The 24,778-nt window shown below is 65.3% G+C and carries 21 protein-coding genes and 1 tRNA gene; 8 read left to right on the forward strand and 14 right to left on the reverse strand.

All coding sequences use genetic code 11. The annotated features are described in order from the left end of the window. Positions 1-86: 86 nt before the first annotated feature. A complete protein-coding gene (uvrB, locus tag AC3QL3_RS16030; RefSeq protein ID WP_492895082.1) occupies positions 87-2,114 on the reverse strand; it encodes an excinuclease ABC subunit UvrB in 2,028 nt (675 codons plus the stop codon). Between the two features lie 154 nt (positions 2,115-2,268). Here uvrB and AC3QL3_RS16035 point away from each other — a divergent pair, with 154 nt between their 5' ends. Next, complete coding sequence (locus AC3QL3_RS16035; RefSeq protein WP_492895083.1) at positions 2,269-2,820, forward strand: GspH/FimT family pseudopilin; 552 nt, start codon at positions 2,269-2,271, stop codon at positions 2,818-2,820. Positions 2,821-2,881: 61 nt separating this feature from the next. Next, positions 2,882-2,958: transfer RNA gene (locus AC3QL3_RS16040), tRNA-Asn, on the forward strand. A 738-nt stretch (positions 2,959-3,696) separates the two neighbouring features. On the opposite strand, the gene ppnN is transcribed toward AC3QL3_RS16040, so the two are convergent. The 6 genes from ppnN to grxD form a co-directional block, all read right to left on the reverse strand. Then, entirely contained in the window at positions 3,697-5,103 is a 1,407-nt protein-coding gene (gene ppnN, locus AC3QL3_RS16045; RefSeq protein WP_492895084.1) for a nucleotide 5'-monophosphate nucleosidase PpnN, read from the reverse strand. A 143-nt stretch (positions 5,104-5,246) separates the two neighbouring features. Then, positions 5,247-8,450 carry a TonB-dependent receptor gene (locus AC3QL3_RS16050; protein ID WP_492895085.1) on the reverse strand — a complete coding sequence of 1,068 codons (3,204 nt, stop codon included), beginning with the start codon at positions 8,448-8,450 and terminating at the stop codon, positions 5,247-5,249. Between the two features lie 198 nt (positions 8,451-8,648). After that, entirely contained in the window at positions 8,649-10,400 is a 1,752-nt protein-coding gene (olsF, locus tag AC3QL3_RS16055; RefSeq protein WP_492895086.1) for a bifunctional ornithine lipid synthase OlsF, read from the reverse strand. A 144-nt stretch (positions 10,401-10,544) separates the two neighbouring features. After that, positions 10,545-11,144, reverse strand: a complete 600-nt coding sequence (locus tag AC3QL3_RS16060; protein ID WP_492895087.1) for a MarC family protein — start codon at positions 11,142-11,144, stop codon at positions 10,545-10,547. A gap of 108 nt (positions 11,145-11,252) precedes the next feature. Continuing rightward, a complete protein-coding gene (locus AC3QL3_RS16065) occupies positions 11,253-12,023 on the reverse strand; it encodes an SDR family NAD(P)-dependent oxidoreductase (protein WP_492895088.1) in 771 nt (256 codons plus the stop codon). 2 nt (positions 12,024-12,025) lie between these two features. Further along, complete coding sequence (gene grxD, locus AC3QL3_RS16070) at positions 12,026-12,343, reverse strand: Grx4 family monothiol glutaredoxin (RefSeq protein WP_492895089.1); 318 nt, start codon at positions 12,341-12,343, stop codon at positions 12,026-12,028. Positions 12,344-12,588: 245 nt separating this feature from the next. Between grxD and AC3QL3_RS16075 the strand changes: the two genes are divergently transcribed. Further along, positions 12,589-13,167 (forward strand): superoxide dismutase, encoded by a 579-nt coding sequence (locus AC3QL3_RS16075; RefSeq protein ID WP_492895090.1) that lies wholly within the window; start codon positions 12,589-12,591, stop codon positions 13,165-13,167. A gap of 90 nt (positions 13,168-13,257) precedes the next feature. Here AC3QL3_RS16075 and AC3QL3_RS16080 read toward each other — a convergent pair whose 3' ends face one another. Beyond that, complete coding sequence (locus tag AC3QL3_RS16080; protein ID WP_492895091.1) at positions 13,258-14,394, reverse strand: 5-(carboxyamino)imidazole ribonucleotide synthase; 1,137 nt, start codon at positions 14,392-14,394, stop codon at positions 13,258-13,260. Between the two features lie 115 nt (positions 14,395-14,509). After that, positions 14,510-14,980, reverse strand: coding sequence for a 5-(carboxyamino)imidazole ribonucleotide mutase (purE, locus tag AC3QL3_RS16085; protein WP_492895092.1), 471 nt, complete (start codon positions 14,978-14,980; stop codon positions 14,510-14,512). A gap of 105 nt (positions 14,981-15,085) precedes the next feature. On the opposite strand from purE, the gene AC3QL3_RS16090 reads away from it, so the two are divergent. From AC3QL3_RS16090 to AC3QL3_RS16105, 4 genes are all read left to right on the forward strand, one after another. Next, positions 15,086-15,355, forward strand: coding sequence for a Trm112 family protein (locus AC3QL3_RS16090; protein ID WP_492895093.1), 270 nt, complete (start codon positions 15,086-15,088; stop codon positions 15,353-15,355). A gap of 111 nt (positions 15,356-15,466) precedes the next feature. Further along, entirely contained in the window at positions 15,467-17,836 is a 2,370-nt protein-coding gene (locus AC3QL3_RS16095) for a DUF1631 domain-containing protein (protein ID WP_492895094.1), read from the forward strand. A gap of 74 nt (positions 17,837-17,910) precedes the next feature. After that, on the forward strand, positions 17,911-18,771 hold the full coding sequence (gene nadC / locus AC3QL3_RS16100; RefSeq protein WP_492895095.1) for a carboxylating nicotinate-nucleotide diphosphorylase: 861 nt from the start codon (positions 17,911-17,913) through the stop codon (positions 18,769-18,771). Positions 18,772-18,814: 43 nt separating this feature from the next. After that, positions 18,815-19,168 (forward strand): DUF3301 domain-containing protein, encoded by a 354-nt coding sequence (locus tag AC3QL3_RS16105; protein ID WP_492895096.1) that lies wholly within the window; start codon positions 18,815-18,817, stop codon positions 19,166-19,168. A 150-nt stretch (positions 19,169-19,318) separates the two neighbouring features. Here the strand turns inward: AC3QL3_RS16105 and AC3QL3_RS16110 are convergent, their stop codons facing one another. The 5 genes from AC3QL3_RS16110 to petA all read right to left on the reverse strand — a co-directional run bounded on the left by AC3QL3_RS16110 (position 19,319) and on the right by petA (position 23,270). Then, a complete protein-coding gene (locus tag AC3QL3_RS16110) occupies positions 19,319-19,720 on the reverse strand; it encodes a ClpXP protease specificity-enhancing factor (RefSeq protein WP_492895097.1) in 402 nt (133 codons plus the stop codon). 45 nt (positions 19,721-19,765) lie between these two features. Next, a complete protein-coding gene (locus AC3QL3_RS16115; RefSeq protein ID WP_492895098.1) occupies positions 19,766-20,389 on the reverse strand; it encodes a glutathione S-transferase N-terminal domain-containing protein in 624 nt (207 codons plus the stop codon). A 187-nt stretch (positions 20,390-20,576) separates the two neighbouring features. Next, a complete protein-coding gene (locus AC3QL3_RS16120) occupies positions 20,577-21,323 on the reverse strand; it encodes a cytochrome c1 (protein ID WP_492895099.1) in 747 nt (248 codons plus the stop codon). Between the two features lie 10 nt (positions 21,324-21,333). After that, complete coding sequence (locus AC3QL3_RS16125) at positions 21,334-22,623, reverse strand: cytochrome b (RefSeq protein WP_492898957.1); 1,290 nt, start codon at positions 22,621-22,623, stop codon at positions 21,334-21,336. Between the two features lie 38 nt (positions 22,624-22,661). Next, complete coding sequence (gene petA, locus AC3QL3_RS16130; RefSeq protein ID WP_492895100.1) at positions 22,662-23,270, reverse strand: ubiquinol-cytochrome c reductase iron-sulfur subunit; 609 nt, start codon at positions 23,268-23,270, stop codon at positions 22,662-22,664. 293 nt (positions 23,271-23,563) lie between these two features. Here petA and AC3QL3_RS16135 point away from each other — a divergent pair, with 293 nt between their 5' ends. Beyond that, a complete protein-coding gene (locus tag AC3QL3_RS16135; RefSeq protein WP_492895101.1) occupies positions 23,564-24,757 on the forward strand; it encodes a S1C family serine protease in 1,194 nt (397 codons plus the stop codon). Positions 24,758-24,778: the final 21 nt, after the last annotated feature.

Consider the following 24,778-nt stretch of genomic DNA (forward strand, 5'->3'; position numbering starts at 1 on the left):
ATGCACGGGCGGCGCAACTTCCAGGGGCGGCTGCAAAGCCTAGCGGTAGCGCGCGACAGATCCGTGACCGTCGCGCACAGCGACGACTAGCCGATCAGGCCCTGCTCGCGAATACGGTGGATCTCATCGCGCAGACGCGCGGCGTCTTCGAACTCGAGATCCTGCGCGTGCTTGTACATCTGCGCTTCGAGCTGTCGAATCTTCGCCGCGACCTGCTCGGGCGTCAGCAGACGGTAGTCGGCCGCCGGTTCGGCGACCCGGCGCGCCGCCGATGTGCCGCGGCCGCGGCCACGCTCGGCGGCGCCCTCGGCTCGTGCGCCTTCCATTACGTCGGTGATCTTGCGCACGACCGACTTCGGCGTGATGCCGTGCTCGACGTTGTACTCGACCTGGCGCGCGCGGCGGCGGTCGGTCTCGTCGATCGCCGCCTGCATCGAGCGGGTGACACGGTCGGCGTACAAGATCGCGGTGCCGCGCAGGTTGCGCGCGGCGCGGCCGATCGTCTGCACCAGCGAATCGGTCGAACGCAGAAATCCTTCCTTGTCCGCATCGAGGATCGCGACCAGCGAGACCTCGGGCATGTCCAGGCCTTCGCGCAGCAGATTGATGCCGACCAGCACGTCGAACTTGCCCAACCTCAGGTCGCGCAGGATCTCCACGCGCTCGACCGTCTCGATGTCCGAATGCAGATAGCGCACGCGCACGCCGTGCTCTTCGAGGTATTCGGTCAGGTTCTCGGCCATGCGCTTGGTCAGCGTCGTGACCAGCACGCGATCACCCTGCGCGATACGCGCGTTCGCTTCCGACAGCAGATCGTCGACCTGGGTGCGCGCCGGGCGCACTTCCACGCGCGGATCGATCAGACCGGTCGGCCGCACCACCAGCTCGATGATGCTGCCGCCCGACTTCTCGATCTCGTACGCGCGCGGCGTGGCCGAGACGAACACGGTGCGCGGCGCGCGTTCCTCCCACTCGTGGAAACGCAGCGGCCGGTTGTCCAACGCCGACGGCAACCGGAAGCCGAATTCGACCAGCGTCTCCTTGCGCGAACGATCGCCTTTGTACATCGCGCCGAGCTGCGGCACCGTCACGTGCGATTCGTCCACCACCAGCAACGCGTCCGGCGGCAGATAGTCGAACAAGGTCGGTGGCGGCTCACCCGGCGCGCGCCCGGTGAGATGACGCGAGTAGTTTTCGATGCCGTTGCAGTAGCCGACCTCGGCCATCATTTCGACATCGAAGCGCGTGCGCTGCTCCAACCGCTGCGCCTCGACCAACTTGTTCGCCTTGTACAGATAGTCGAGCCGGTCCTTCAGTTCGGCCTTGACCGTGTCGATCGCATGCAGCACGCGATCGCGCGTGGTCGCGTAGTGCGTCTTCGGATAGACCACGTAGCGCGGCACCTTGCGCAAGGTCGCGCCGGTCAAGGGGTCGAACAGACTGAGGCTCTCGACTTCGCCGTCGAACAGCTCGATGCGCAGAGCCTCGGTTTCCGACTCGGCTGGGAACACGTCGATGACTTCGCCGCGCACTCGATAGGTGCCGCGACGCAGTTCCATGTCGCCGCGCGTATATTGCAGTTCGGTCAGATGACGGATCAGCTTGCGCTGATCGGTGTGCTCGCCGCGGGCGAGGATCAGCCGCATCGACAAATAATCTTCCGGATCGCCGAGGCCGTAGATCGCCGATACGGTCGCGACGATCAGTGCATCCGGCCGCGACAGCAGCGTCTTCGTCGCCGACAAGCGCATCTGCTCGATGTGCTCGTTGATGGTGGCGTCCTTCTCGATGTAGGTATCGCTGGATGGAACGTAGGCTTCGGGCTGGTAGTAGTCGTAGTAGCTGACGAAGTACTCGACCGCGTTGTGCGGGAAGAACTCCTTGAACTCGCCGTACAACTGCGCCGCCAGCGTCTTGTTCGGCGCCATCACCAGAGTCGGCTTCTGGATACGCTCGACCAGGTTCGCGATGGTGAAGGTCTTGCCCGAGCCGGTCACGCCGAGCAGGGTCTGCTGCGCCAGGCCCGCCTCGAAACCTTCTTGCAGGCGGGCAATCGCGCCCGGTTGGTCACCGGAAGGCTGGAACGGCGCTACGAGCTGAAAACGGTCGGACATCGGCACTCCGCGTCGATCTTCGATTATAGCCGTCGCACCGGCGGCTCCCGCCGGCACGCACGAGTGGATTTCCTACGTGCTTCGACGGCGCGCGGCCATCGTTCGCAAGGAGATCGGCACCTAGCATGGGACTGGTACGAGATGGAGGTTCGCCATGCAAAAGTCCACATTGCGTCCGCACGGATTCACCCTGATCGAGCTCTTGATGACGGTCGCCATCCTCGCCGTCCTGCTCGCACTGGCCGCGCCGTCCTACGCCAAGCTGATCGGCCGCACGCAGTTGCAGACCGCACGCGATTCGCTGCACGCCGCGCTCAACCAAGCACGCCTCGCGGCAGTCGGCCGTGGCAGTCGGGTTGTGATCTGCCCCAGCTCGGACCAACGACGCTGCGATCGCACCACGCAATGGCAGCACGGCTGGATCGTCTTCGCCGACCTCGACCGCGACCGCATCCGTTCGGAAAGCGACCCACTCGTCGCCGTCGCACAAGCGCAACCGGGCGGCGTCGCCATCCTCACCAGCAGCGGCCGCCTGCAGGTCGACTACCAGCCCGACGGCAGCGCCGGCGGCAGCAACCTCGGTTTGACCGTCTGCGACCGCGCTGCCGGTGCCGCTACCCGTCTGGTGATCAACAATGCCGGCCGTGTCCGCAGCGGCGCGGCGGAGCCCGCACAAGCCGCCGCCTGCCTGCGCGTAGCCGGCTGACCGGGCGGGTTCACAACGAAAACTTGACGGCCGACCGCGTCCTCAACAAAATACGCGGCTCGCCCGAATAGCTCAGCCGGTTAGAGCACTTGACTGTTAATCAGGGGGTCGTTGGTTCGAGTCCAACTTCGGGCGCCACATTCAAAGACTTAGACGGCCGCCCTCGTGCGGCCGTCTGACGTTATGGGATCTACCTAACGCTCTTCGGCAATCGTCGACCAAGTGCGCGGCGCCGCCCGCTTGGGCCGAGCTTGGCCGTGATTATCGATGGTCTCGTTCGAGGACCGCCTGCATGCGCGCCGCCTGCCCTCTGCCTCCATGCAGCCAAAACGCGAGCGCTCGCGGAAGGCGAAGAAGTCGCCAACGATGTGGCGCCGAAAGAAAGCGTTCGACCTCCGAGCTACTGGACTCGGTCGTATTGCATCGACCACGGCGCTCAAGAAGAAGACACGGCGGTATCGGTTCGGTCGGGAATTCGCGGAGTGAGCAGGCTCGTCCGTATTCTCTCCGCCGCACCGTCTTTGCCGGCACGGAGAATTACGAAGTGAAGCGGCGCCCACGCTGCCGACCGCACGAACGAGCAGCGCCGCCTACCTAAATTCTTCTTCATCGAAGTCGTCGCGCAGGCGCCATTGAACCGTTCCATGCGGCCCATAAATCGCCCTTGACCGCGGTTGGCCGATCTCCCTCCCCGTTGACGCTTGCCGGCCGTGGTCGTCCTTCGTGAGAAGTGCAGCCAGGCGGGACGGCGGGGTCGCCACGGATGGCCAGTTTCACGCCGGCATGGAGCCGGCCACAGCTACCAAGCGCCTCGCCCCGGGCGCACCGCGTTCGTACCGCTAACTCAGCGGTAGAACGCTCTCCGAACGCCTGCGATCAGCCGGCGTGAACTCGATAGCAAGGCACGTAGCGCGAGCCCGGCAGCTTCATGCGCTGCTGCGCGACGAAGCTGGCGAGCAGCGCGTCGAGCGCCAACATGATTTCACGATCGCCGTTGATCTCGAACACGCCGTGCTGTTCGATCGCACGCATCCCCTCTTCCTTCACGTTGCCGGCGACGATGCCGGAGAACGCGCGACGCAGATCCGCCGCGAGACGGTGCGGCGGTTGGTCGCGGTGCAGATTCAGCGCCGCCATCGCCGCGTGCGTCGGCTGGAACGGCTGCTGGAACTCGCGCTCGATGTTCAAGGCCCAGTTGAAGAAGAACGCGTCCTTGTTGTCGAGCCGGTACTGGCGCACGCGTTCGATGCCCTTGCGCACCTGGCGCGCGACCTCGCGCGGATCGTCGACGACGATCTTGTAATGCCGGGCGACGTCGTCGCCCAACGCCAGCCGTAGGAAGCGGTCGATCTGTTCGAAGTAGGCCGCCGATTCGCGCGGACCGGTGAAGAGCAGCGGGAACGGCAGGTTCGCATTGTCCGGATGCAGCAAAATGCCGAGCAGATAGAGGATCTCCTCCGCCGTACCGACGCCGCCGGGGAAGACGATGATCGCGTGCGCGACGCGGACGAAGGCCTCCAGGCGCTTCTCGATGTCCGGCATGATCACCAGGTTGTTGACGATCGGGTTCGGCGATTCCGCCGCGATGATGCCGGGCTCGGTGATGCCGATGTAGCGGTTGGTGCGTCGGCGCTGCTTGGCGTGGGCGATCGTCGCGCCCTTCATCGGTCCCTTCATCGCGCCGGGACCGCATCCGGTGCAGATGTCGAACGCGCGCAGACCGAGGTCGTAACCGACCTTCTTCGTGTACAGATATTCCTCGCGGCCGATCGAGTGGCCGCCCCAGCAGACCACCAGATTCGGATCGACGTTCGGGCGCAGCACGCGCGCGTTGCGCAAGATCTCGAAAACCGCATGAGTGACGCCGGGCGAATCGGTGAGATCGAAGCCGCCGGCGTCGATCTGGGTGGCGACGTAGACGATGTCGCGCACGACCGCGAACAACAGTTCGTTCACGCCGCGGATGATCTGGCCGTCGACGAAGGCTTCCGCCGGCGCGTTCTTCAGCTCGAGTTTGACGCCGCGATCCTGCTGCAGAATCTGGATGTCGAAATCCGGGTAGCGTTCGAGCAAGGCGCGCGCATCGTCGGTCGCCGTGCCCTGGGTCAGCACGGCCAGCGCGCAGCGGCGCAACAACTCGTGCAGGCCGCCGCCACCGGCGTCGCGCAAGCGCGCGACCTCGTGGCGCGACAGCACGTCGAGCCCACCGGCGGCCGGTGAAATGCGCGCGCTGAAGGTAGCGGGCGGGATCGGATTGGGAATCGGAGTTGGCTCCGTGCTCATGTCGTTTCCTTTTCGTTCGCGGCGACGGGCGCCGCGTGGGGTTGCTAGCAATGCCAGCCGCCGCGATGGCGGTCAAGTGGCCCCCATAAAAAGCGAACGGCCGGCGCAAGGCCGGCCGTTCGTGCAGCGGTGAAGCTCGAACCTTAGAACGTGTAGCGCACCGTGACCAGGACCGACCAACGCGATACCGCGTTGTCGTCCTGCTTGTTCTGCGCAATCGTCTTCGGGTCGGTCAGGTTGTAGATGAACTTGCCGTCCGGGCCGACGCCGGCGAAGTTCGCCAGCGAACGCACGTAGGGGAAGTTCGGGTTGTAGATCTGACCCCAATTCTTGTTCAGCAGGTTGCCGAAGTTGAAGAGGTCGAAGCGGACCTCGCCCTTGTTGCCTTCGAACAGACCCGGAATCTCTTGCACGAAGCTCAGGTCGAGCTGGTTGACCCAGGAGGAAGTCGCACCGTTGCGCGACACGACACCGCCCTGGTGATTGCGCAGGTAGTCGTTGTTCTTGATGAAGGCGTAGAAGTTGTCGATCTGCGCCTGCGTCGTGCCCGGGGTGAAGTTGACCTGGCCCGGACGCGGCACGAAGAACACGTCGTTGCGCGCGATGCCGTCGCCGTTGGCGTCGTTGCCGAAGGTCCAGCTGTAGGGCTGGCCCGAGTTGATGTTCCACACGCCCGAGACGCTGGTGGTGTAGTCGCCGAAGAACTTGTGCTGCCAGGTCAGCGCAGTCAGGAAGCGCAGGCGGATGTCGTAGTTCGAACGGCGCGCGATGTCCTCGTTCGGGTTGAGCGTGGCGCGGCTGTTGAAGTTACTGAAGGCCTGGCTCGAGGTGCCCGGATTCACTTCGGTCGAACGGCCGTAGGTCAGCGCCATCGTACCGAACCAGTTCTCCGAATAAGGCTTGCGGATCGACAAGGTCAGGTAGTTCGACTCGCCCTTGCGCGTATTGGTCAGGTAGGTCGAGGCGCCGCCGAAGCCCGGATTGGCGCCCGCACGCTGGTTGCCGGTGTAGCCGGTCGGGTTGTTGGTGCCGACCGGATTGCCGTTGCGGTCCAGCCAGTTGTTCGGATTCAGACCGGCCGTGGTCCAGTAGTTGATGCGACCGTCGGGCAGGAAGCCGTTGCCCGGACCGAGGTTGATCGCGTTGTACTGGATCGCGTTACGCACGCCGACGTGAGCGAACTCGACCGTGCCGATCAAACCCCACCACGGCAGCTCGCGATCGAAGGCGAGGCCGATCTTCAGCGCGGTCGGCAGCTTCAAGTTCTTGTCGACCACGTCGACGGTCTGCTGCACACCGGCATTGCCCGGCGGGTTCTGCGTGAACGGGTTCGGGTTGAACAGACACTCCGGCCCGGTGTTGCAGCTCGGACCGATCGAGAAGGTCTGCAAGGTCATGCCGTTGTTGGTGAACGGATTGGCCAGCCACACGCCCGGCGTCACGCCCTGCACGATGCCCATACCGCCGCGCAGCTGCGTCTTGCGCTCGGTGTCGAAGTCGTAGTTGAACGACATGCGCGGCTCGATCACGCCGTTGCCGTTGATCGTGCCCTGGTTGGAGTAGCCGAACGCGCGCTGGAAGTTCGCATTGGCGACCGGGCGATCCGGCACGCGCGGCACGTCCCAGCGCAAGCCGTACTGCAAGGACAACTGCGGCGTGAGCTGCCAGGTGTCCTGCACGAAGAAGCCCCACTGGTCGAGGCGGAAGCGCGCGGCAATGCTGTTGATGTCGCCGTTGGTCGGGCGATACAGCGAGTACGTCGAGTACCGGCCTGCCTCGAAATCTTCCACGCTGTTGAACGCGTACGAACCGAACTCGGTACGACCGAACAGGTTGAAGAACTTGTCGCGCTGGAAGTCGAGACCGGCCTTGACCGTGTGGTCGCCGAGGAACCAGTTGCCGGCGAAGAAGCCGGACAGGCTCTTCACGCCGAGCACGTTGTAGTGGCGGAACTCATCCTCGCCGAGATAGACGGCCGTGCCGGAGTTGCCGATGTTGACGCGCACCTGCGGCTGCTGCGCCAACGTGGTCGGCACCGAGTCGTACTTCGACCACGAGAACGAGGCTTCGGTCGAGAACGTGTCGGTCCAGTCGTCATACAAGTTCAGCACGTAGTTTTCGAGGTCGCGGCCCTGCGTGTACCAGTTGCTCGACAGGTTCAGGCGCGTACGGCTCGGCGTATTGAAGATCGGCTGTTCGCTCTTGGTCTTGGAGTAGCGGAAGCTCGCGCGATGGCCGTCGGCGATGTTCCAGTCGAGCTTGCCCAGCCAGAGCTTGTTTTCCTGATCCGCATTCGAGGCATTCAAGTCGCCCGGCTTCATGCCGTAACGATTGGCGGCCGAGATGATGCGGTCGAGCTGATCCTGGGTGACGTTGACGATGTTGTTGCGACCCGAGCCGACCGGACCGAAGTCCGGCGCCGGCGCCTCGATCTTCGATTCTTCGTAGCTCAGGAAGAAGAACAGCGTGTCCTTGATGATCGGACCGCCGAGCGTCGCGCCGTAGGTCTTCTTCGCGGTGTAGCCGGTGTACTCGGACGGCTCGTCGCTGGTCAGGTCCTTCGCGTTCGTGTACGCGTAGTAGGCGCCGCCGTGGAATTCGTTGGTACCGGACTTGGTGACGATGTTGACGTTGGCGCCGACCGCACGCTTATTGGTGACGTCGAAGTTCGCGGTCGAGATGTTGTATTCCTCGATCGCGTCGAACGACAGCGGCTGGTTCAACGACGGCAGGCCGTTCGGCTCGAGACCGAAGGAGTCGTTGGTCGCCACACCGTCGATCGTGATGTTGTTGTAGCGGCTGTTCTGGCCGAGCGCGGAAATTTCGCCGCGCGCTTTGTTGGTCAGATTGATGTTCGGGTTGAGGCGCGCGATGTCTTGGATCGAACGACCGGGATTGGGGATCAGCTTCAGCTCGCGCTGCGAGACGTTCGTGCTGAGGCCCTTGTTGTCGGCCTGGAACACCGCACCCGGCGCCGCCGCGGTGACGGTCAAGCCGGCAAGCTCCGTCGCGTTGCTGCTGCCGCCGGCGACCGTGAGGTTCAACGTGGTTTCTTCGGCCAGCTTCAGGTAGACGTCGTTCTGGTCGGCTTTCTCACCGTGATCGCCCGAGGCCTTGACCTCGAACGGACCGCCGACGCGCAGACCCTGCACCGAGTAACGGCCGTCCGCATCGGTCAGCACCGTGCGCGCGCTGCCCGACGGCACGTGGATGATTTCGACGCTGGCGCCGGCGACCGGCTTGCCGGCACCGTCGACGACGCGACCGGCGAGCGACGACGAGGTGTTTTGCGCGAAAGCGCTGGATACCGCGAAAAGCGAAGCGATGGCCCACGGGAGGACCCGCATCCGAAGTGGCTTGTTCATTGCTGCTAGTCCCTCACTGCATCGTAAAGTGCGCGAACGCGAAGCCGCCTCGAGAGGTTCCCCGGAAGGGAGCCCTCGTGGGCGAGCGTTGGTTTTTTCGATCCCCAAGCTGCCGGGTACCCGAACCCGGTAGAGCTGTTTAACTGCAGTTTAACAGCGTTTGATGACGGATTTGTAACATCAGCCCAGATTTTGCTGCGCTGCGTCAGGTCCGCGTGCGCCATCGATGTAACGCGCCCGCTTGATCGGGCGCAAATGGGCCAGATCCAGCCGCACCAGGCCGTCGACGCAACCGCCGAAGGCGGGATCGACGCCGAAGTCCAGAAACCGCACGCCAGCGGGCTCGCAGAGGTCCGCGTACTGGCGATAAAGGGTCGGCAGCTGGGCCTTCATGTCGCCCAGACGCTGTTTGAGGATGCTCAAACCTTCGCCCGGCGACCTTCCTGCCCAGTCCGCATGTGCGGCATCGGCGATGGACTTGGAGATGACAAAAGGATTGCGAGCGCGTGCCAGACACTCGTGGTCTCTGAAATAGTGGCCGTGGTAATGCACGATCCACTCGCGCGCCTCGGGCGGCAGCGAAGCGCTCAAGCTGACCGGACCGAACAGGTAGCGCACTTCCGGGCGCTTGCGCAGATAGGCGCCGATGCCCTGCCACAAATAGTCGAGACTGCGCGAACCCCAATAGGCCGGCTGCACGAAACTGCGGCCGAGTTCGACCGCGTCGGGCAGGAACGCCTGCGCTTCGGGCGCGTAGTCGAACAAGCTGGCCGAGTAGAGGCCGTCCAGTCCACGCTCGCGCAAGATCGTGCCGGCCTCGCCGAGGCGGTAAGCGCCGACGATCGCCAGCGCCTGCTCGTCCCACAACACCACATGCCGATACCAGGCGTCGTAGCGGTCGAGGTCGCGGCGCGCACCGGTGCCTTCACCGACACGGCGGAACGCCAGCTCGCGTAGACGTCCGATCTCGCGCAGGGCCGGGTCGTCGGCGCGCGCATCGAGCAGCAAGATCTGCTTGCCGTCGTTGGTGCGGCCGAGCACTTCCGCGGCGCGCAACGCACGGCGTACTTCCAGCGGCGACTCCGGATGCGCGACTGCGGCCGAAGTCGGGAACACGGTCGGACGACGGTGCGCAAGACGGTAGACGTGACGGCGCATGTGCTGCGCGATCTGCCCGGCGTCGAGCTTCGAGCGCGTCAGCGCCAAGGTCGGCACGATCTCGCCGACCTGAAAATCGATGCGCGACTGAGCCGCCGCGAACATCTCGCGCGCGAGCAGCAGCATCGCCAGCGGCTTGGCCAGCATCGACACGCCGTAAAATACCGGCGAGTTGCGCGCTTCGATATGCACCGGCAACACCGGCGCGCCGGTCTTCAGCGCCAACCGCGAAAAGCCCTCCGACCATTCGAGATCGCGCACGCCCTTGGAACTCATGCGTGAGACTTCGCCGGAAGGAAATACGATGATCGCCTCTTCGCGCTCGAGCGCGCGATAGGCCTCGCGCATGCCCGCCATCGCGCTGCCGTTGCCGAACACCGGCAAGGGCAGAAACAGCGGCTTCAGAGGCTCCAGCTTCATCAATACATCGTTGGCGAGCATTTTGACGTCGCGCCGGACCGAGCCGACCAGCTGGAGCAAGGTCAGCGCATCGAGCGCGCCGAGCGGATGGTTGGCGACGATCACGACGCGGCCCTCCACCGGGATGTTCTCGCGATCGGTATTGGCGACGCTGTAACTGATCTTGATCTCGTTCAGCACGAGCTCGACGAACTCGAAGCCGGTCAGCGACTCGCCGGCCTTGAGGATCGCGTTGATGCGTTCCTCGCAGGCGATTTTGCGCAGCAGCCCGACCACCGGCTGCGAGAACGCGCGCGCCTTGCCTGCGGCCAGACGCGGGAATTTCTCGTAGAAAGTGCGTTCAACGCTGATCAAGGCACACCTCTCGGATCGTCCATGGGCACGCTAACGCCCCCGTATTACAACAACTTTGCGTGGACCTGGCGCGACGCGCTCGGCCGGGAAGTCACGGATCGCGCGCCTGAACGACCCATCGTTCAGGCGATGTATCAATTTTGCTTAGTGGACACCGGCCAGCCTGATGTAAGCGACCAGCCCGTCCAGGAACATCTGCACCGACAACGCGACCAGCAGCATACCCATCAGGCGCTCCATCGCGGTCAGCACGCGCGCGCCCAGGATGCGGAACAAGAAGGTCGAAGACAACAGGATCAGCGCGGTCAAGAGCCAAGCGACCAAGAGGGCCACGCTCCAGTCGACGGTGCGGCCCGGATCGCTGTTGGCCAAGAGCATCACCGCCGCGATCGTGGAAGGTCCGGCCACCGCCGGTATCGCCAACGGCACGATGAACGGTTCGGCGTCTTCGTCGCCGCCGAAGATGCCGTGCTGCGGCGGAAAAATCATGCGTACGCCGATGATGAACAGGATGATGCCGCCGGCGATCGACACCGACTCCTGCTTCAAATGCATCAGCTGCAGCAGATACTGGCCGCCGAACAGGAACGCGAACAAGGTGATCAGCGCGATCAGCATTTCGCGCACGATCACGAACATGCGCCGTTCTGCGGGCACGGTGCGCAACACGCTGAGGAACAGCGGAATGTTGCCCATCGGGTCCATGATCAAGAACAGCAGGACGCCGGCGGACAAGGTGCTCATCGAACTTTCCATTCGTCCCCCGTAGCGGTGCAACGACCGCGCAATGCGACCCGAGCCCCATTCTAGGGGACGGAAACTGGAGCCTTCGCTCCAACGGACACGCCGGCTCTATGCCGGTCGACGCAGATCGAGCACTTTGCCGCGCAGCGCCGCCCCGTCACGCCCGAGCAGCCAGGTCGCAGCCGCTGCGGCATACGACGGCTCCGCATGGATCATCGTGTTCTCGCCGTAATAGGCCGCGCGGCGCAAAGCCGTGCGCATCGGAGACGGCAACAAGGCGTGCGTGCGGACGCCGGAGCTTTCGGTTTCCTGGTGCAGGATCGACGCAAGCCCGATCAACGCGTGCTTGGCCACACCGTAACCACCCCAGAACGCCTTGCCGACGCGCTCGACGTCGTCGAACACGAACACGATCGCGGCATCGTCCGCACGCCGCAGCAGCGGCAGGCAAGCCTGGGTCAGCAGCGCCGGCGCATGCAAGTTGACCTGCTGCGCGCGCGTCCATTCTTCCGCTTTCTGCTGCTCGAACGGTTGCAGCGTGTCGAAGTGCGCCGCCGCGTGCACCAAGCCGTCGAGCCTGCCGCAACCGCGCTCGATGTCGACGGCGAGCTCGGCGAAATCCTTCGGCGTGGCGCCGGCCAAGTCCATCGGATAGATCGCCGGTTTCGGTGCGCCGAGCTGCTCGATCTCATCGTAAATACGTTCGATCGCGCGCACTTTGCGTCCGAGTAGGACGACCGTCGCACCGGCGGCAGCCGCGGCCAGCGCGGTGCTGCGGCCGAGTCCGCCGGTCGCGCCGGTCACCAACACGACGCGCTCGCGCAACGAATCCGTCGCGGGCGACGCGACGCCGTCCGCGAGATGAACGAGAGGCAGCAAGATCAGGCCTTTTGCGTGTCTTGAACCAGCCGCTCCAACTCGCCCGATTCGTACAGTTCGAGCGCGATGTCGCAGCCGCCGATCAGCTCGCCGTTGATGAACAGCTGCGGGAAGGTCGGCCAGTTCGAGTAGCGCGGCAGATTGGCGCGGATCTCGGGATCTTCCAATACGTTGACCGAATGGAAGCTCGCGCCGACCGCCTTCAAGGCTTGCGCGGTACGGCTGGAGAAGCCGCACATCGGGAATTGCGGGGTACCCTTCATGAACAGCACGATCGGCTGCGACTCGAGGGTGGACTTGATGCGTTCGATGACGTCCATGATGACTCTCGGAAAGCTCGGCGCGCGTCGCGCCGAGGCGTGAATGCGCAAGGGCGCATGTTACCAGCTCGCGACCTGCGGTTGATTCGGCCGCACGCAACGTTGGAGCCGGTTCACGATCGATGTGCCCATCTTGCGTTGTCGTGCCGGCAACACATCGGTGCCGGTACGCGCTATTGGAAGATCACGAACGGGCTCTTAGACTGCGAGACCCGCTTTCCTCACCCACCGGCAAGGAGATTCCCATGGCGATCGAACTTCCCCCGCTTCCCTGGGCGCGCGACGCGCTGGCTCCGCACATCTCGGCGGAAACCATCGACTACCACTACGGCAAGCATCACCAGACCTACGTCACCAACCTCAACAACCAGATCAAGGGCACCGAGTTCGAGAATCTGGCGCTCGAAGACATCATCAAGAAGTCCTCCGGCGGCATGTTCAACAACGCCGCACAGATCTGGAACCACACCTTCTACTGGAACTGCCTCACGCCCAACGGCGGCGGCGAACCGAGCGGCCGCCTCGCCGATGCGATCAACAAGGCCTTCGGCGGCTTCGCCCAGTTCAAGGACGAGTTCACCAAGACCAGCGTCGGCACCTTCGGCTCGGGCTGGGGTTGGCTGGTGCAGCGTCCCGACGGCAGCCTCGCGCTGGCCAGCACCTCCAACGCCGGCACGCCGATCACCGGCACCGATCGTCCGCTGCTGACGTGCGACGTGTGGGAACACGCCTACTACATCGACTACCGCAACGCGCGGCCGAAGTACGTCGAAGCGTTCTGGAACTTGGTCAACTGGGAATTTGCAGCTTCTCAGATGGCCTAGTAAATCCCGTGCAATCGTCCGCGATTCGCGGACGATTGCCGCCTCGCTAACGAGGCGGCAGAGAATTTCGCGCGGTCGCTCGACCGCCTCTTAGGATCGACCTTCCAACACGGAAAGCACCGGCGCGACCTGCCCCTCACGCCCGAGCGCCAGCCCGATCCGCGTCAGGCGCTCGCGCAATTCCGCCGGATTTCTCGCGCAAACCGTCGCATGCCCGACCTTGCGCCCCGCCCGCGCGCTCTTGCCGTAGTCGTGCCAGTGCGCGCGCGGTTCGGCCAGGATCGGCTTCGCGTTCGGCAGCTCGCCGACCCAATTCAGCATGACGTGCAGATCGAGCGCGCTGGTGTCGCCGAGCGGCAAGCCGAGTACGGCACGCAGGTGATTTTCGAACTGGCTGGCCGGCGCGCCTTCGATGGTCCAGTGACCGGAGTTGTGCACGCGCGGCGCCATCTCGTTGCCGAGCAGCTTGCCGCCCTGCACGAACAATTCGAGCGCGAAGGTGCCGACGTAGTCGAGTTCCTCGGCAAGGCGTCGCGCATGCGCGTACGCGAGCGGCGCCAACGCGTCGCTGTCGGGCGCCGGCGCGAGACTGGCCGAAAGAATGCCGTCGGAATGCCAGTTCTGAGTCAATGGATAGGTGCGGAACTCACCCTCGCGCGAGCGCACCGCGATCACCGACAGTTCGCGCTCGAACGGCACGAACGCTTCGAGGATCGAAGGCGCGCCGCCGAGCGCGACCCAGGCTGCATCGACATCGGCCGCCGACTTCAAGCGGAACTGCCCTTTGCCGTCGTAGCCGAGCCGGCGCGTTTTCAGGATCGCCGGTGTACCGATGCGTTCGAGCGCGCGCGCCAGGTCGTCGCGGCTGTCGACCGCGGCGAAAGCCGGCGTGTCGAGACCGATGCGGCCGAACAGCGTCTTCTCGGCGAGGCGATCCTGCGAGGTCGCAAGCGCACGCGGATTGGGGAAGACCGGCACGTGCTCGGTCAGCCAATGCGCGGTTTCGGCCGGCACGTTCTCGAAATCGAACGTAGCGACGTCGACGCGTGCGGCGAAATCGGCGAGCTTGTCGAAATCACGCCAGTCCGCGCGCAAGAGCGGCGCGACCTGACCGGCGCAGGCGTCTTCCGCGCTGTCGACGACGAGGAAGCGTAAGCCCAACGGCGCACCGGCCAGGGCCAGCATGCGGGCGAGCTGGCCGCCGCCCAAGATACCTATCGTCTGCATGACTTAGCTGACTCGCCCCTGTTGCAACGTCGGTGCAGGCAAACCCGCACGATATCGATACGTCCTTCTTCCTCTCCTGCTGGCAGGAGAGGCGGCAGCCCTACGGTGTACGCGCTCATGCCGGTTCGCGCGGATCGGGATTGGCCAAGACGGTCTCGGTCTGCTCGCGCCGGAACGCATCGAGCCGCCCGGCCAGCGCGGCGTCGGCATGGGCGAGCATCGCCGCTGCGCACAGCGCGGCATTGATCGCACCGGCACGGCCGATCGCGAACGTCGCGACCGGAATGCCGGCCGGCATCTGCACGATCGACAGCAGCGAGTCCATGCCGTTCAGCGCATGCGACTGCACCGGCACGCCGAGCACCGGTACGCGCGTCTTCGCGGCGAGCATGCCGGGCAGGTGCGCGGCGCCGCCGGCGCCGGCGATGATCGCGCCGAGCCCGCGCTCGACCGCGCTCTGCGCATAGTCGAACAACAAGTCCGGCGTGCGATGCGCCGACACCACGCGCACTTCGTGCGCGACATCGAGGCGTTCGAGCGTCTCCACCGCGTGGCGCATCGTGTCCCAATCCGAACGGGAACCCATCACGACACCGATTCGTGGGCGCTCTGTCATGGCCGTGGCACGTGCAAATGGATATTGTACGCACATTCGCGCCGGCTACCGCGCGGCGCCGTTGCCGGATTCCTCATGGACAAGCGTTTGCTCGACATCCTCTGCTGCCCGATCACCAAGGCGCCGCTGCGCGCGTTGACCGAGACGGAACTGGCGGCGTTGAACCACACCATCGGCGCCGGCGAGGTGCACAATCACGCCGGTACGCGCGTCGCGCAGACGCTGGCCGCCGGCCTGATCACGCGCGACGGACGCACCATCTATCGCCTCGACGACGACATCCCCGTGATGCTCGCCGACGAATCGATCGCGACGACGCAGCTGGCCGACTTTCCGCGCCCATGACACATTCACAGGCGCCCTTGCGTGACGGCGTTCACAGCGCCGCGACGCGCACTGTCGGAGCATTCAGCCAGTGCGCCCAGGGGCCGTCGGCGACGACGTAGGAATCGCACCATGAATCCCGCCAACGATCCACCCAATGTCGTCGACCTGCAGCAGCGCCAACTCGGCGCGGCGGCCGGCAATGATCGTCTCGGCGATCTGTTGAAGCTGGTGCGCGGCATCTCGCTCAAGCGCATCAACAGCCTGGTCGGCACCTTGTTCGAGAACGTCGACGACGCCCTGTTCGATCTGGCCGAGCGCGCCGGCAGCAATGCGGTGCAGACCGAGTACTTCGACGGCATGCGCGAAGTGCGCAAGAAACGCCAGCTGGTCGATCGCCTGTTCCAGGAACACGCGACCAAAGCGTTCGGCGAATTCGCCGAAGGCAAGCTGCGCCCGGCGCGCCCGGAAATCGCGCCGCAGCCGGCCAACGCCGGTTTGTCGCTGGTCGACGACCAGGAACTGGAAGAGTCGCTGGCAGTGACCAGCATGGTGGCGAAGGCGGAGAACCGTCTGACCCGCGCGCTGTACCAGCTCAACCAGCGCCTGTCGGTCATCATCGGCGGCGGCAAGGTCGAGGACGCCAACAATCCGATCGGTCCGGCTGCACTGGGCCATGCGTTCCGCCAGGCGGTGCGCGAATTCGAGGTCAACGTCCAGGTCAAGCTGATCGTCTACAAGCTGTTCGACCGCTACGTGATGGCCGGCCTCGAGCCGATCTACGACGAGGTCAACATCGAGTTGATTCGCGCCGGCGTGCTGCCGCAAGTGCGGCACACCCTGCCGCACGGTTCGCGTCCGCCGCTGCCGCCCGGTGCCTCGGCACCGATCGGGACCGAAGCGCTCGGCGATGCCGGCGCCGCCGCTTATTACGCGCCGACGGCGGCGAGCGAACTGCAGATCGAGATCTACAACACGCTGCGCTCCCTGCTCGCAGGCCGCCGCGGCGGAAACGACTACGCGGCGGCCGGCATCGGCGGTGGCGGCGGCATGCCCGGCCTGAGTCCGACCGACCTGCTCAGCGCGCTGACGATTCTGCAGAACCAGTCGATGGCCGTGCGCGCGCAGGCCGACAGCGCCACCGACGCGGCGCAAGCTGTGCAGCAGCTCAAGCGCGAGCTGATGGATCAGGTGCACCGGCTGTCCGACGACGCCAAGGAACGCCGCGTCTCCAGCGCCGATGAAGACACGATCGACCTGGTCGGCATGCTGTTCGAATACATCCTGCAGGACCGCAACCTGCCGGCGCAGGTGCAGGCTCTGCTCGGCCGCCTGCAAATTCCGTATCTGAAGGTCGCGATTCTCGACAAGCACCTGTTCGCGCAGAAGGCGCATCCGGCGCGGCGCCTGCTCGACAGCCTGGCCGAGGCCGGCAAGAGCTGGTCGGAAGAGGCCGACCGCGACCATCGCCTGTACGACCGCATCAAGTCGTCGGTGCATACCGTGCTCGGCGATTTCGACGACGACGTCGGTGTGTTCGAGCGCGAACTGGGCGCCTTCACCGATTTCATCGAGCAGCATCACAAGCGCGCCGACCTTGCCGAGCAGCGTGCCGCCGAAGCCACGCGCGGACGCGAAAAACTGCAAGAGGCGCGCCGCGTCTCCGCGCGCGAAATCTTGAAGCGCATCGAAGATCGTGATCTGCCGCCGGTCGTGCACAGCGTGCTGTCGCGGCCGTGGGCGAACTATCTGGTGCTGATCCTGCTGCGCCAGGGCGAAGAATCGGACGAGTGGAAGAACGCGCTGCGCTTCGCCGACGAATTCGTCTGGAGTGCGCAACCCAAGACCAGCGAGAGCGAGCACACGCGCCTGCGCGCCTTGTTGCCGCAACTGGAGAAGGCGCTGCGTCACGGTCTCGCCACGGTCGCCTATCACGACAGCGACGTGCGCCAGTTGATGCAGGAGTTGTCGCAGTTCTACCGCCGCTTGCTCGACGGCCAGAAAGTCGAGACGCGCAGCGCGAAGGACGTCATCACCGGCAACCTCGCCCCGGCGGCCGATGCCGCCGCGTCGGCCGCCGACGGCGACAGCGCAGCGGCGGCGCCGAGCGCACCGCACAGCCCGGTCGAGGAGATCGTGCTGAGTTCGGGCAACGCCGAACCGGAAGCGCAAGCCGAGCCGCTGGCCGACGACGACGAATTCGTGCGCAACGTGCGCGAACTCAAGGTCGGCACCTGGATCGAATTCGTCGGTGCAGACGAGCAGCGCGAGCGCGCCAAGCTGTCCTGGATCAGCCCGATCAGCTCGAAATATCTTTTCGTCAACCGGCGTGGATTGAAGGTCTGCGACAAGACCGTCAACGCGCTGGCGATCGAACTGCGCCGCGGCAGCGCGATCGTGCTGGAAGAAGTACCGCTGTTCGACCGCGCGCTGGATGCGATCGTCGCGCGCCTGCGCAACGCGCACGAAGCGCCGGCCGCACCGGTGGCCGGCACCGACTGAGCCTTACGGCAGGGTTTCTCCGCGCGCCGCCGCTGCTATATGCTCGGCGCCCCGAGAGCCGCCGAGTGCACGCCTTGAGCACCGATTCTCCGACGCTTCCTCCGCAGGACACGATCGAAGGCGACGTCCGCCGCGCGCTGGCCGAGGACATCGGCACCGGCGACGTCACCGCCGACTTGTTGCCGTCCGGCGCCTACGCACGCGCACGCGTGATCACGCGCGAAGCGGCCGTGCTCTGCGGTACCGCCTGGGTCGACGAATGCTTTCGTCAAATCGACGCCTCGGCGCGCATCGAATGGCGCGTGCGCGACGGCGAACGCGTCGCCGCCGGCAGCGTGCTGTGCAAGATCGAAGGCGCCGCGCGCAGCCTGGTCACGGGCGAGCGCACCGCGCTGAACTTCCTGCAGACCTTGTCCGGCACGGCCACCGCGACCGCGGCCTACGTCGACGCCGCACGCGGCACGCGCACGACCGTGCTAGATACGCGCAAGACCCTGCCCGGCCTGCGCGCCGCGCAGAAGTACGCGGTGCGCGTCGGTGGCGGCCGCAATCATCGCATCGGCCTGTTCGACGCGGTGCTGATCAAGGAGAACCACATCGCCGCGACCGGTTCGATCGCCGCCGCGGTGCAGCGTGCGCGCGCCTTGCATCCGGGTCTGTTGGTCGAGACCGAGGTCGAGAACTTCGCCGAGCTGCGCGAAGCGCTCGCCGCCGGCGCCGACCGCATCATGCTCGACGAATTCGAGCTGCACGAACTCGCGCAAGCAGTCACCGAAGTCGGCGGGCGCGTACCGTTGGAAGTGTCCGGCTCGGTCGCGCTCGACCGCGTACGCGCGATCGCCGAGACCGGCGTCGACTTCGTCTCGATCGGCGCGCTGACCAAGCACGTGCGCGCGGTCGATCTGTCGATGCGGATCGAAATCGCGCCGCCCTGAGAGCGCACTTGTCAGCGGCAGCGGACGTCCCCACACTGGTCCGATGCTCGGAACCTGGCTTCTACTGCTCTTGATCGCCCTGGCCATATGGGCCTGGATGGACGCCCTGCGTTCGCGCGAACTGGCGATTCGTCACGGCCGCCAACTGTGCGGCGAAGCCGGCGTGCAGCTGCTCGACCAGAGCGTCTCGCTCAAGCGTCTGCGCCTGGCGCGCCGCGCCGGATTGCCGACCTTGATCCGCCGCTACCAGTTCGACATCAGCCTGGACGGCAGCGACCGCCATCGCGGCCACCTCGACCTGAACGGCCATCGCCTCGAAGCCTGGAGCCTGCCGCTCGGCGAGAAGGCCGCGGCTGCCGCGCTGGCGCGGCCGAATCATCTGCGCTTGGTGGAGTGAGTGCCGGGATTCGGGATTCGGGATTCGGGATTCGGGATTCGGGACGAGCATCAAGCTCCAAAGCCGACACGTCCAATCGACTGCGTACGCGATCGAGCGAACTCGCCTCTCGTTTTTACCCAATCCCCAATCCCGAATCCCCAATCCCGGCTACTTGATCACGCGCAAATGCGGCCGCTTCGGTGCCTCGTCCGGCTGCGGTGCCGGCGGCGGCGGGTCGGTTGGCGAATTGTCGGCCGAGAACATCATGCCCTGGCCGTTCTCCTGCGCGTAGATCGCCAGCACGGCACCCATCGGCACGTAAACAGACTGGCTGACGCCGCCGAAGCGGGCCAGAAAAGTGACGTGATCGTTGCTGATCTCGAACTGGCTGACCGCGCGCGCGACGACGTTCAGCACGACGCGCCCGTCCTTGGCCGCGCCCGGCGGCACGCGCACGCCTTCGATGGCGGCGTCGACCAGGAGGTACGGCGTCAGGCCGTTGTCGCTGATCCATTCGTACAGCGCGCGCAACAAGTACGGGCGGTTGGACGTCATGCTGGTCGAGGACATGGCGTTCGACTCGTTGACGGGGTCGGCGAGTTTCCCTAACTCGCCTCAAGGACGCAACGCTTTCTCCTCAGCCGTCATGCTGCGGGCGAAGCCTTGGCTGCGGAAAATGCGCTCGCCGTAATCGACGATCGCCTGCGCCTCGCGCGGCAACTGCACGCCGAGCGAGTCGAGGCGCCAGATCAAAGGCGCCAACGCACAGTCGGCGAGGCTGATTTCGGGACTGAGGAAGAATTTGGAGGCTTTGAACGCGGACGCGTTCTTGACCAGATCGTCGCGTAAGGCCTTGCGCGCGACGTCGGCCGGTTTGCCGCCGGCTTCGATCTGCTCGACCAGGGTCAGCCAGTCGTTCTCCACGCGCACCATCGCCAGGCGCAGGCGCGCGCGCGACATCGGGTCGACCGGCATCAGCGGCGGATGCGGGTAGCGCTCGTCGAGGTATTCGCAGATGACACTGGTGTCGTACAGGACCAGGTCGCGATCGACCAGGGTCGGCACCGAGTTGTAAGGATTGAGATCGATCAGGTCTTCGGGCGGGTTGTCGAGGTCGACCACGATGTGATCGTAGGTCACGCCCTTGGCCGCCAAGGTCATGCGGACGCGGTGACAATGCACGCTGTCGCGCGCCGAATACAGGGTCAAGATGGTACGTGAGCGCTGGTTCAAGGCCATTCCGTCATCCCCCTCCGTCCCCCCTCGCCGGAGCATAACCCCAATCCAACAAAATGTACTACGGCACCGCGCACACGCCTAGGCGGGCGGATTGGGGGGGATGGGAGACGGAGAGGGAAGCAGGTCGCGCTGCCCGGCACAGACGCGCCGGGCACGGAACGGGCGCGGGGCCGGGCCCCGCGCGGACTCAATGCACGTCTTTCCAGAACTCGTGCTTGAGCAGATAGGCGATGAAGGTGAACAGCGCCAGATAGAGCAGCACCCAGACGCCCATCGCTTCGCGCTTGAGCGCCGCCGGTTCGGCCGCGTACTGCAGGAAGGCGGTGATGTCGCGCACGGTCTGGTCGAACTGCTCCGGCGTCTGCCGGCCCGGGGTGCGGAGATCGAGCCGCTCGATGCCGGCCTCGTGGCCGCCCTCGGCCGCCTTCGGCACGGCGACCTGGATGCCTTGCAGCTCCCACAGCGGGTTGGGCATCGAAGCGTTCGCGAACACGGTGTTGTTCCAGCCCAGCGGCCGGGTCGGATCGAGGTAGAAGGACTTCAGGTACGTATAGATCCAGTCCGTTCCCTTCGAACGCGCCTCCAGGCTGAGATCGGGCGGCGCCTTGCCGAACCACTTGCTGCCGTCGGCCGGCGGCATGTGGTTGTTGGCGTGCTCGCCGACCTTGACGCCGGTGAAGACGAGATTCTTCTCGACTTCCTTCGGATCCAGCTGCAGATCCTCGGCGATGCGCGAATAGCGTAGGTACTGCAGGGAATGGCAGCCCGAGCAGTAGTTGAAGAACAGCCGCGCGCCGCGCTGCATCGAAGCGACGTCGTTGAGGCTGGTCCCGGCGTACTGCAAGCCGCCGCCTTCGGAGGCCTGGGCGACGCCGAGCGTCATCAGAAAGGCGACGGCAGCGGCGGCGAGTTTGGCGAACACGGAGCTTTTCATGGCGGGTGTCTCAGTCATGCGTCGTCACCCGGTCCGGCACCGGCCTGGTCTTCTCGAAGCCGAAGCGCGTGTAGGCCCACAGGAACACGAAGAACCCGAAGTAGACGAGGGTCCAGAAGCGGCCGAACAGGTTCTCGATCGAAGTGGCGTCGGCAGCGGCACCGAACAGCTTCGGAATCATCTCGGCCGAGACGCCGGCGCCGACCGCGCCGAGCATCACGAACGACAGCGCGAACAGGCCGAGCGCAACCTTGTAGCCGACGCCGCGGTAGCGCACCGACTTGACCAAGCCGCGATCGAGCCACGGCATCAGGAACAGCAAGGCGATCGCGGCGAACATCGCGATCACGCCCCAGATCGCGGTACCGAAGAACGACGGCACCATGCGCAAGATCGCGTAGAACGGCGTGAAGTACCACACCGGCTTGATGTGCTCGGGCGTGGCGAGATTGTTGGCCGGAATGAAGTTGTCGTGCTCGAGGAACCAGCCGCCGAAGGTCGGCGCGTAGAACACGATGAACGCGGCGATCAAAAGGAAGAAGCCGGTGCCGAAGATGTCCTTCACCGTGTAGTACGGATGGAACGCGATGCCGTCGAGCGGAGTGCCGTCGGGCTTCTTCTTTTCCTTGATTTCGACGCCGTCCGGATTGTTCGAGCCGACTTCGTGCAGCGCGGCCAGATGCAGCACGACCAACAGCAGCAGCACCAGCGGCAGCGCGATCACGTGCAGGGCGAAGAAGCGGTTCAGCGTGGCATCGGCGGGCAGGTAGTCGCCCATGATCCATTCGACCAGCGAACTGCCGATCCACGGAATCGTGCCGAACAGCGAGATGATCACCTTCGCGCCCCAGAACGACATGTTGCCCCATGGCAGCACGTAGCCCATGAAGGCCTCGGCCATCAGCACCAGGAAGATCAGCATGCCGAGGATCCAGACCAGCTCGCGCGGCTTCTTGTAGGAGCCGTACATCAGGCCGCGGAACATGTGCAGGTAGACCACCACGAAGAACAGCGAGGCACCGGTCGAATGCATGTAGCGGATCAGCCAGCCCCAGCTGACGTCGCGCATGATGTACTCGACCGAAGCGAACGCGGCCGTCACGCCGGGCGCGACTTCGGCCGCGCTCGGCTTGTAGTTCATGGTCAGGAAGATGCCGGTCAGGATCTGATTGACCAGCACCAGCAAGGCGAGCGAGCCGAAGTAGTACCAAAGATTGAAATTCTTCGGTGCGTAGTAACCGCTGGTGTGCGCGTTGAGGAAAGAGAAAACCGGCAGGCGGTCCTCGATCCAGTTGACCAGGCGGTTCTTGCTCTGCAGCCGCGTCATCGTGGTGCCCATTACGCAGCCTCCTTGCCCGGATCGACGCCGATCAGGATGTGCGTATCGTCGACGAAGTGATACGGCGGAACCGGCAGGTTGGCCGGCGCCGGCACGCCGTCGAACACGCGACCGGCCATGTCGTAGCGCGACTTGTGGCAGGGGCAGTAGAAGCCGCCCTTCCAGTTCGGATCGAACGGCTCGGGCTTGAGCTCGGGGAAGAAGTCCGGCACGCAGCCCAGGTGCGTGCAGATGCCGGTCACCACCAGCCATTCCGGCTTGATCGAGCGGTGCTCGTTCTTGGCGTACTCCGGCTGCTGCGCCGTGTTATCCGACTTCGGATCGCGCAGATGCGTGTCTTCGCCGGGCAGCGAGTCGAGCTGCTCCTTGGTGCGATTGACCACGAACACCGGCAGGCCGCGCCACGCGAACGTGACCTTCTGGCCCGGCTCGATCTTGCTGATATCGGCCAATACCGGCGCGCCGGCGGTCTTCGCCGCCACGCTCGGCTCCCACGACTTGAGGAAAGGAATCGCCGCGAGCACGACGCCCGCGCCCCCGACGACCGAAGTCGTCGCGGTCAGGAATCGGCGGCGCCCCTGGTCCACCACAGCAGCATCGTTTGCCATCCGCACCTCGATACTTGTGCGGCCTTCCCTGACCGCGAGTAAAGAGCGGCCGTCCTGGCCGCACCTTGCAAGAGGATCAAAACCTTTCAGATGCGCCGCCCTGAACGCGCCGATAGCGGCCTTTGCGGCGCGCCTCAGGTCGCTGGGGCGAGCCGGAAAATCGTGTTAGTTTAACGAACGCCCCTACACCGCACAATCGAAGTCGTGCGCCATCGCGGCCCGTGCAGGCGGTCGCAACGCCGCTTGCCGACGACGCAATCGCACGCGGATCGCGACACCCGACACCGGACATCATGCGCAGTCGCAGCTATTCCCAAACCCTCGCTTTCGTTGCGCGTTTCGCCGTGATCGGGCTCGCGCTCGCGTTCGTGATCGGCTTCCTCGCGCCGGGGTTGGCCGGACGTCTGCGCGGCGCCTTGCAGGGCAACGGCACGGCTCTGTTCTCCGATGCGACATTGCGCCACGGCCCGTTCTCCTACGCCGATGCGGTCGCGCGTGCGTCGCCGGCGGTCGTCAACATCTACGCGAACCGCACGCGCATCCAACGCCAGGTCGTTCCGCTCGATCCGTTGGCGCAGCGCCTGCTCGGTCTGCGCGGCTTCGCAGGTCCGTGGGAGAAGCGCCTCGATCGCAGCCTCGGCTCCGGCGTGATCTTCAGCTCCGACGGTTACGTACTGACGAACAACCACGTCATCAACGGCGCCGACGACATCCAGGTGCTGCTCGACGACGGCCGCGTCTCCAAGGCGCAGATCATCGGCAGCGACGTCGAAACCGATCTCGCCGTGCTGAAGATCGACGCCGGCAGCCTGCCCGAGATCGCCGTGCCGGACGACAAGATCGCCGACGTCGGCGACGTCGTGCTCGCGATCGGTAATCCGGTCGGCCTCGGCAAGACCGTCACCATGGGCATCGTCAGCGCGACCGGCCGCCAATTGAAGATGTCGGCCTACGAAGACTTCATCCAGACCGACGCCGCCATCAACGCCGGCAACTCCGGCGGCGCCCTGGTCAACGCGGCCGGCGAGCTGGTCGGCATCAATACCGCGGTCTACCCGCGCACGCCGACCGCCGACTCGCGCGGCGCCTATTCGCCCGGCGCCGAAGGCATCGGCTTCGCGATTCCGGTCACCACCGCCAAAGCCGTGCTCGAGCAGATCGTCCAGCACGGCCGCGTGATCCGCGGCTGGATCGGCACCGACTACCTCGACATTCCGCCGCCGAACGGCGCCACCTCGCGTCCGCAAGGCGTGGTGGTCACGCGCGTCGTGCCCGAAAGCCCGGCCGCACAGGCCGGACTGCAGCCGTACGACCTCTTGCTCAAGCTCGACGGCAGCGCGATCGTCGACCAGATCGACCTGCGCAACCGCGAGGCGACGCTCGCACCCGGTACCAAGGTGCGCCTGGAGGGGATGCGCAACAACGTGCCGTTCGCGATCGACGTGACCTTGGCGCAGCGGCCGGCGCCGAGCACGGTCGGCGCCTGAGCGCAGGATCGCCGCAGCGAA

Source organism: Dokdonella sp. GW821-FHT11D02, assembly GCF_058808595.1.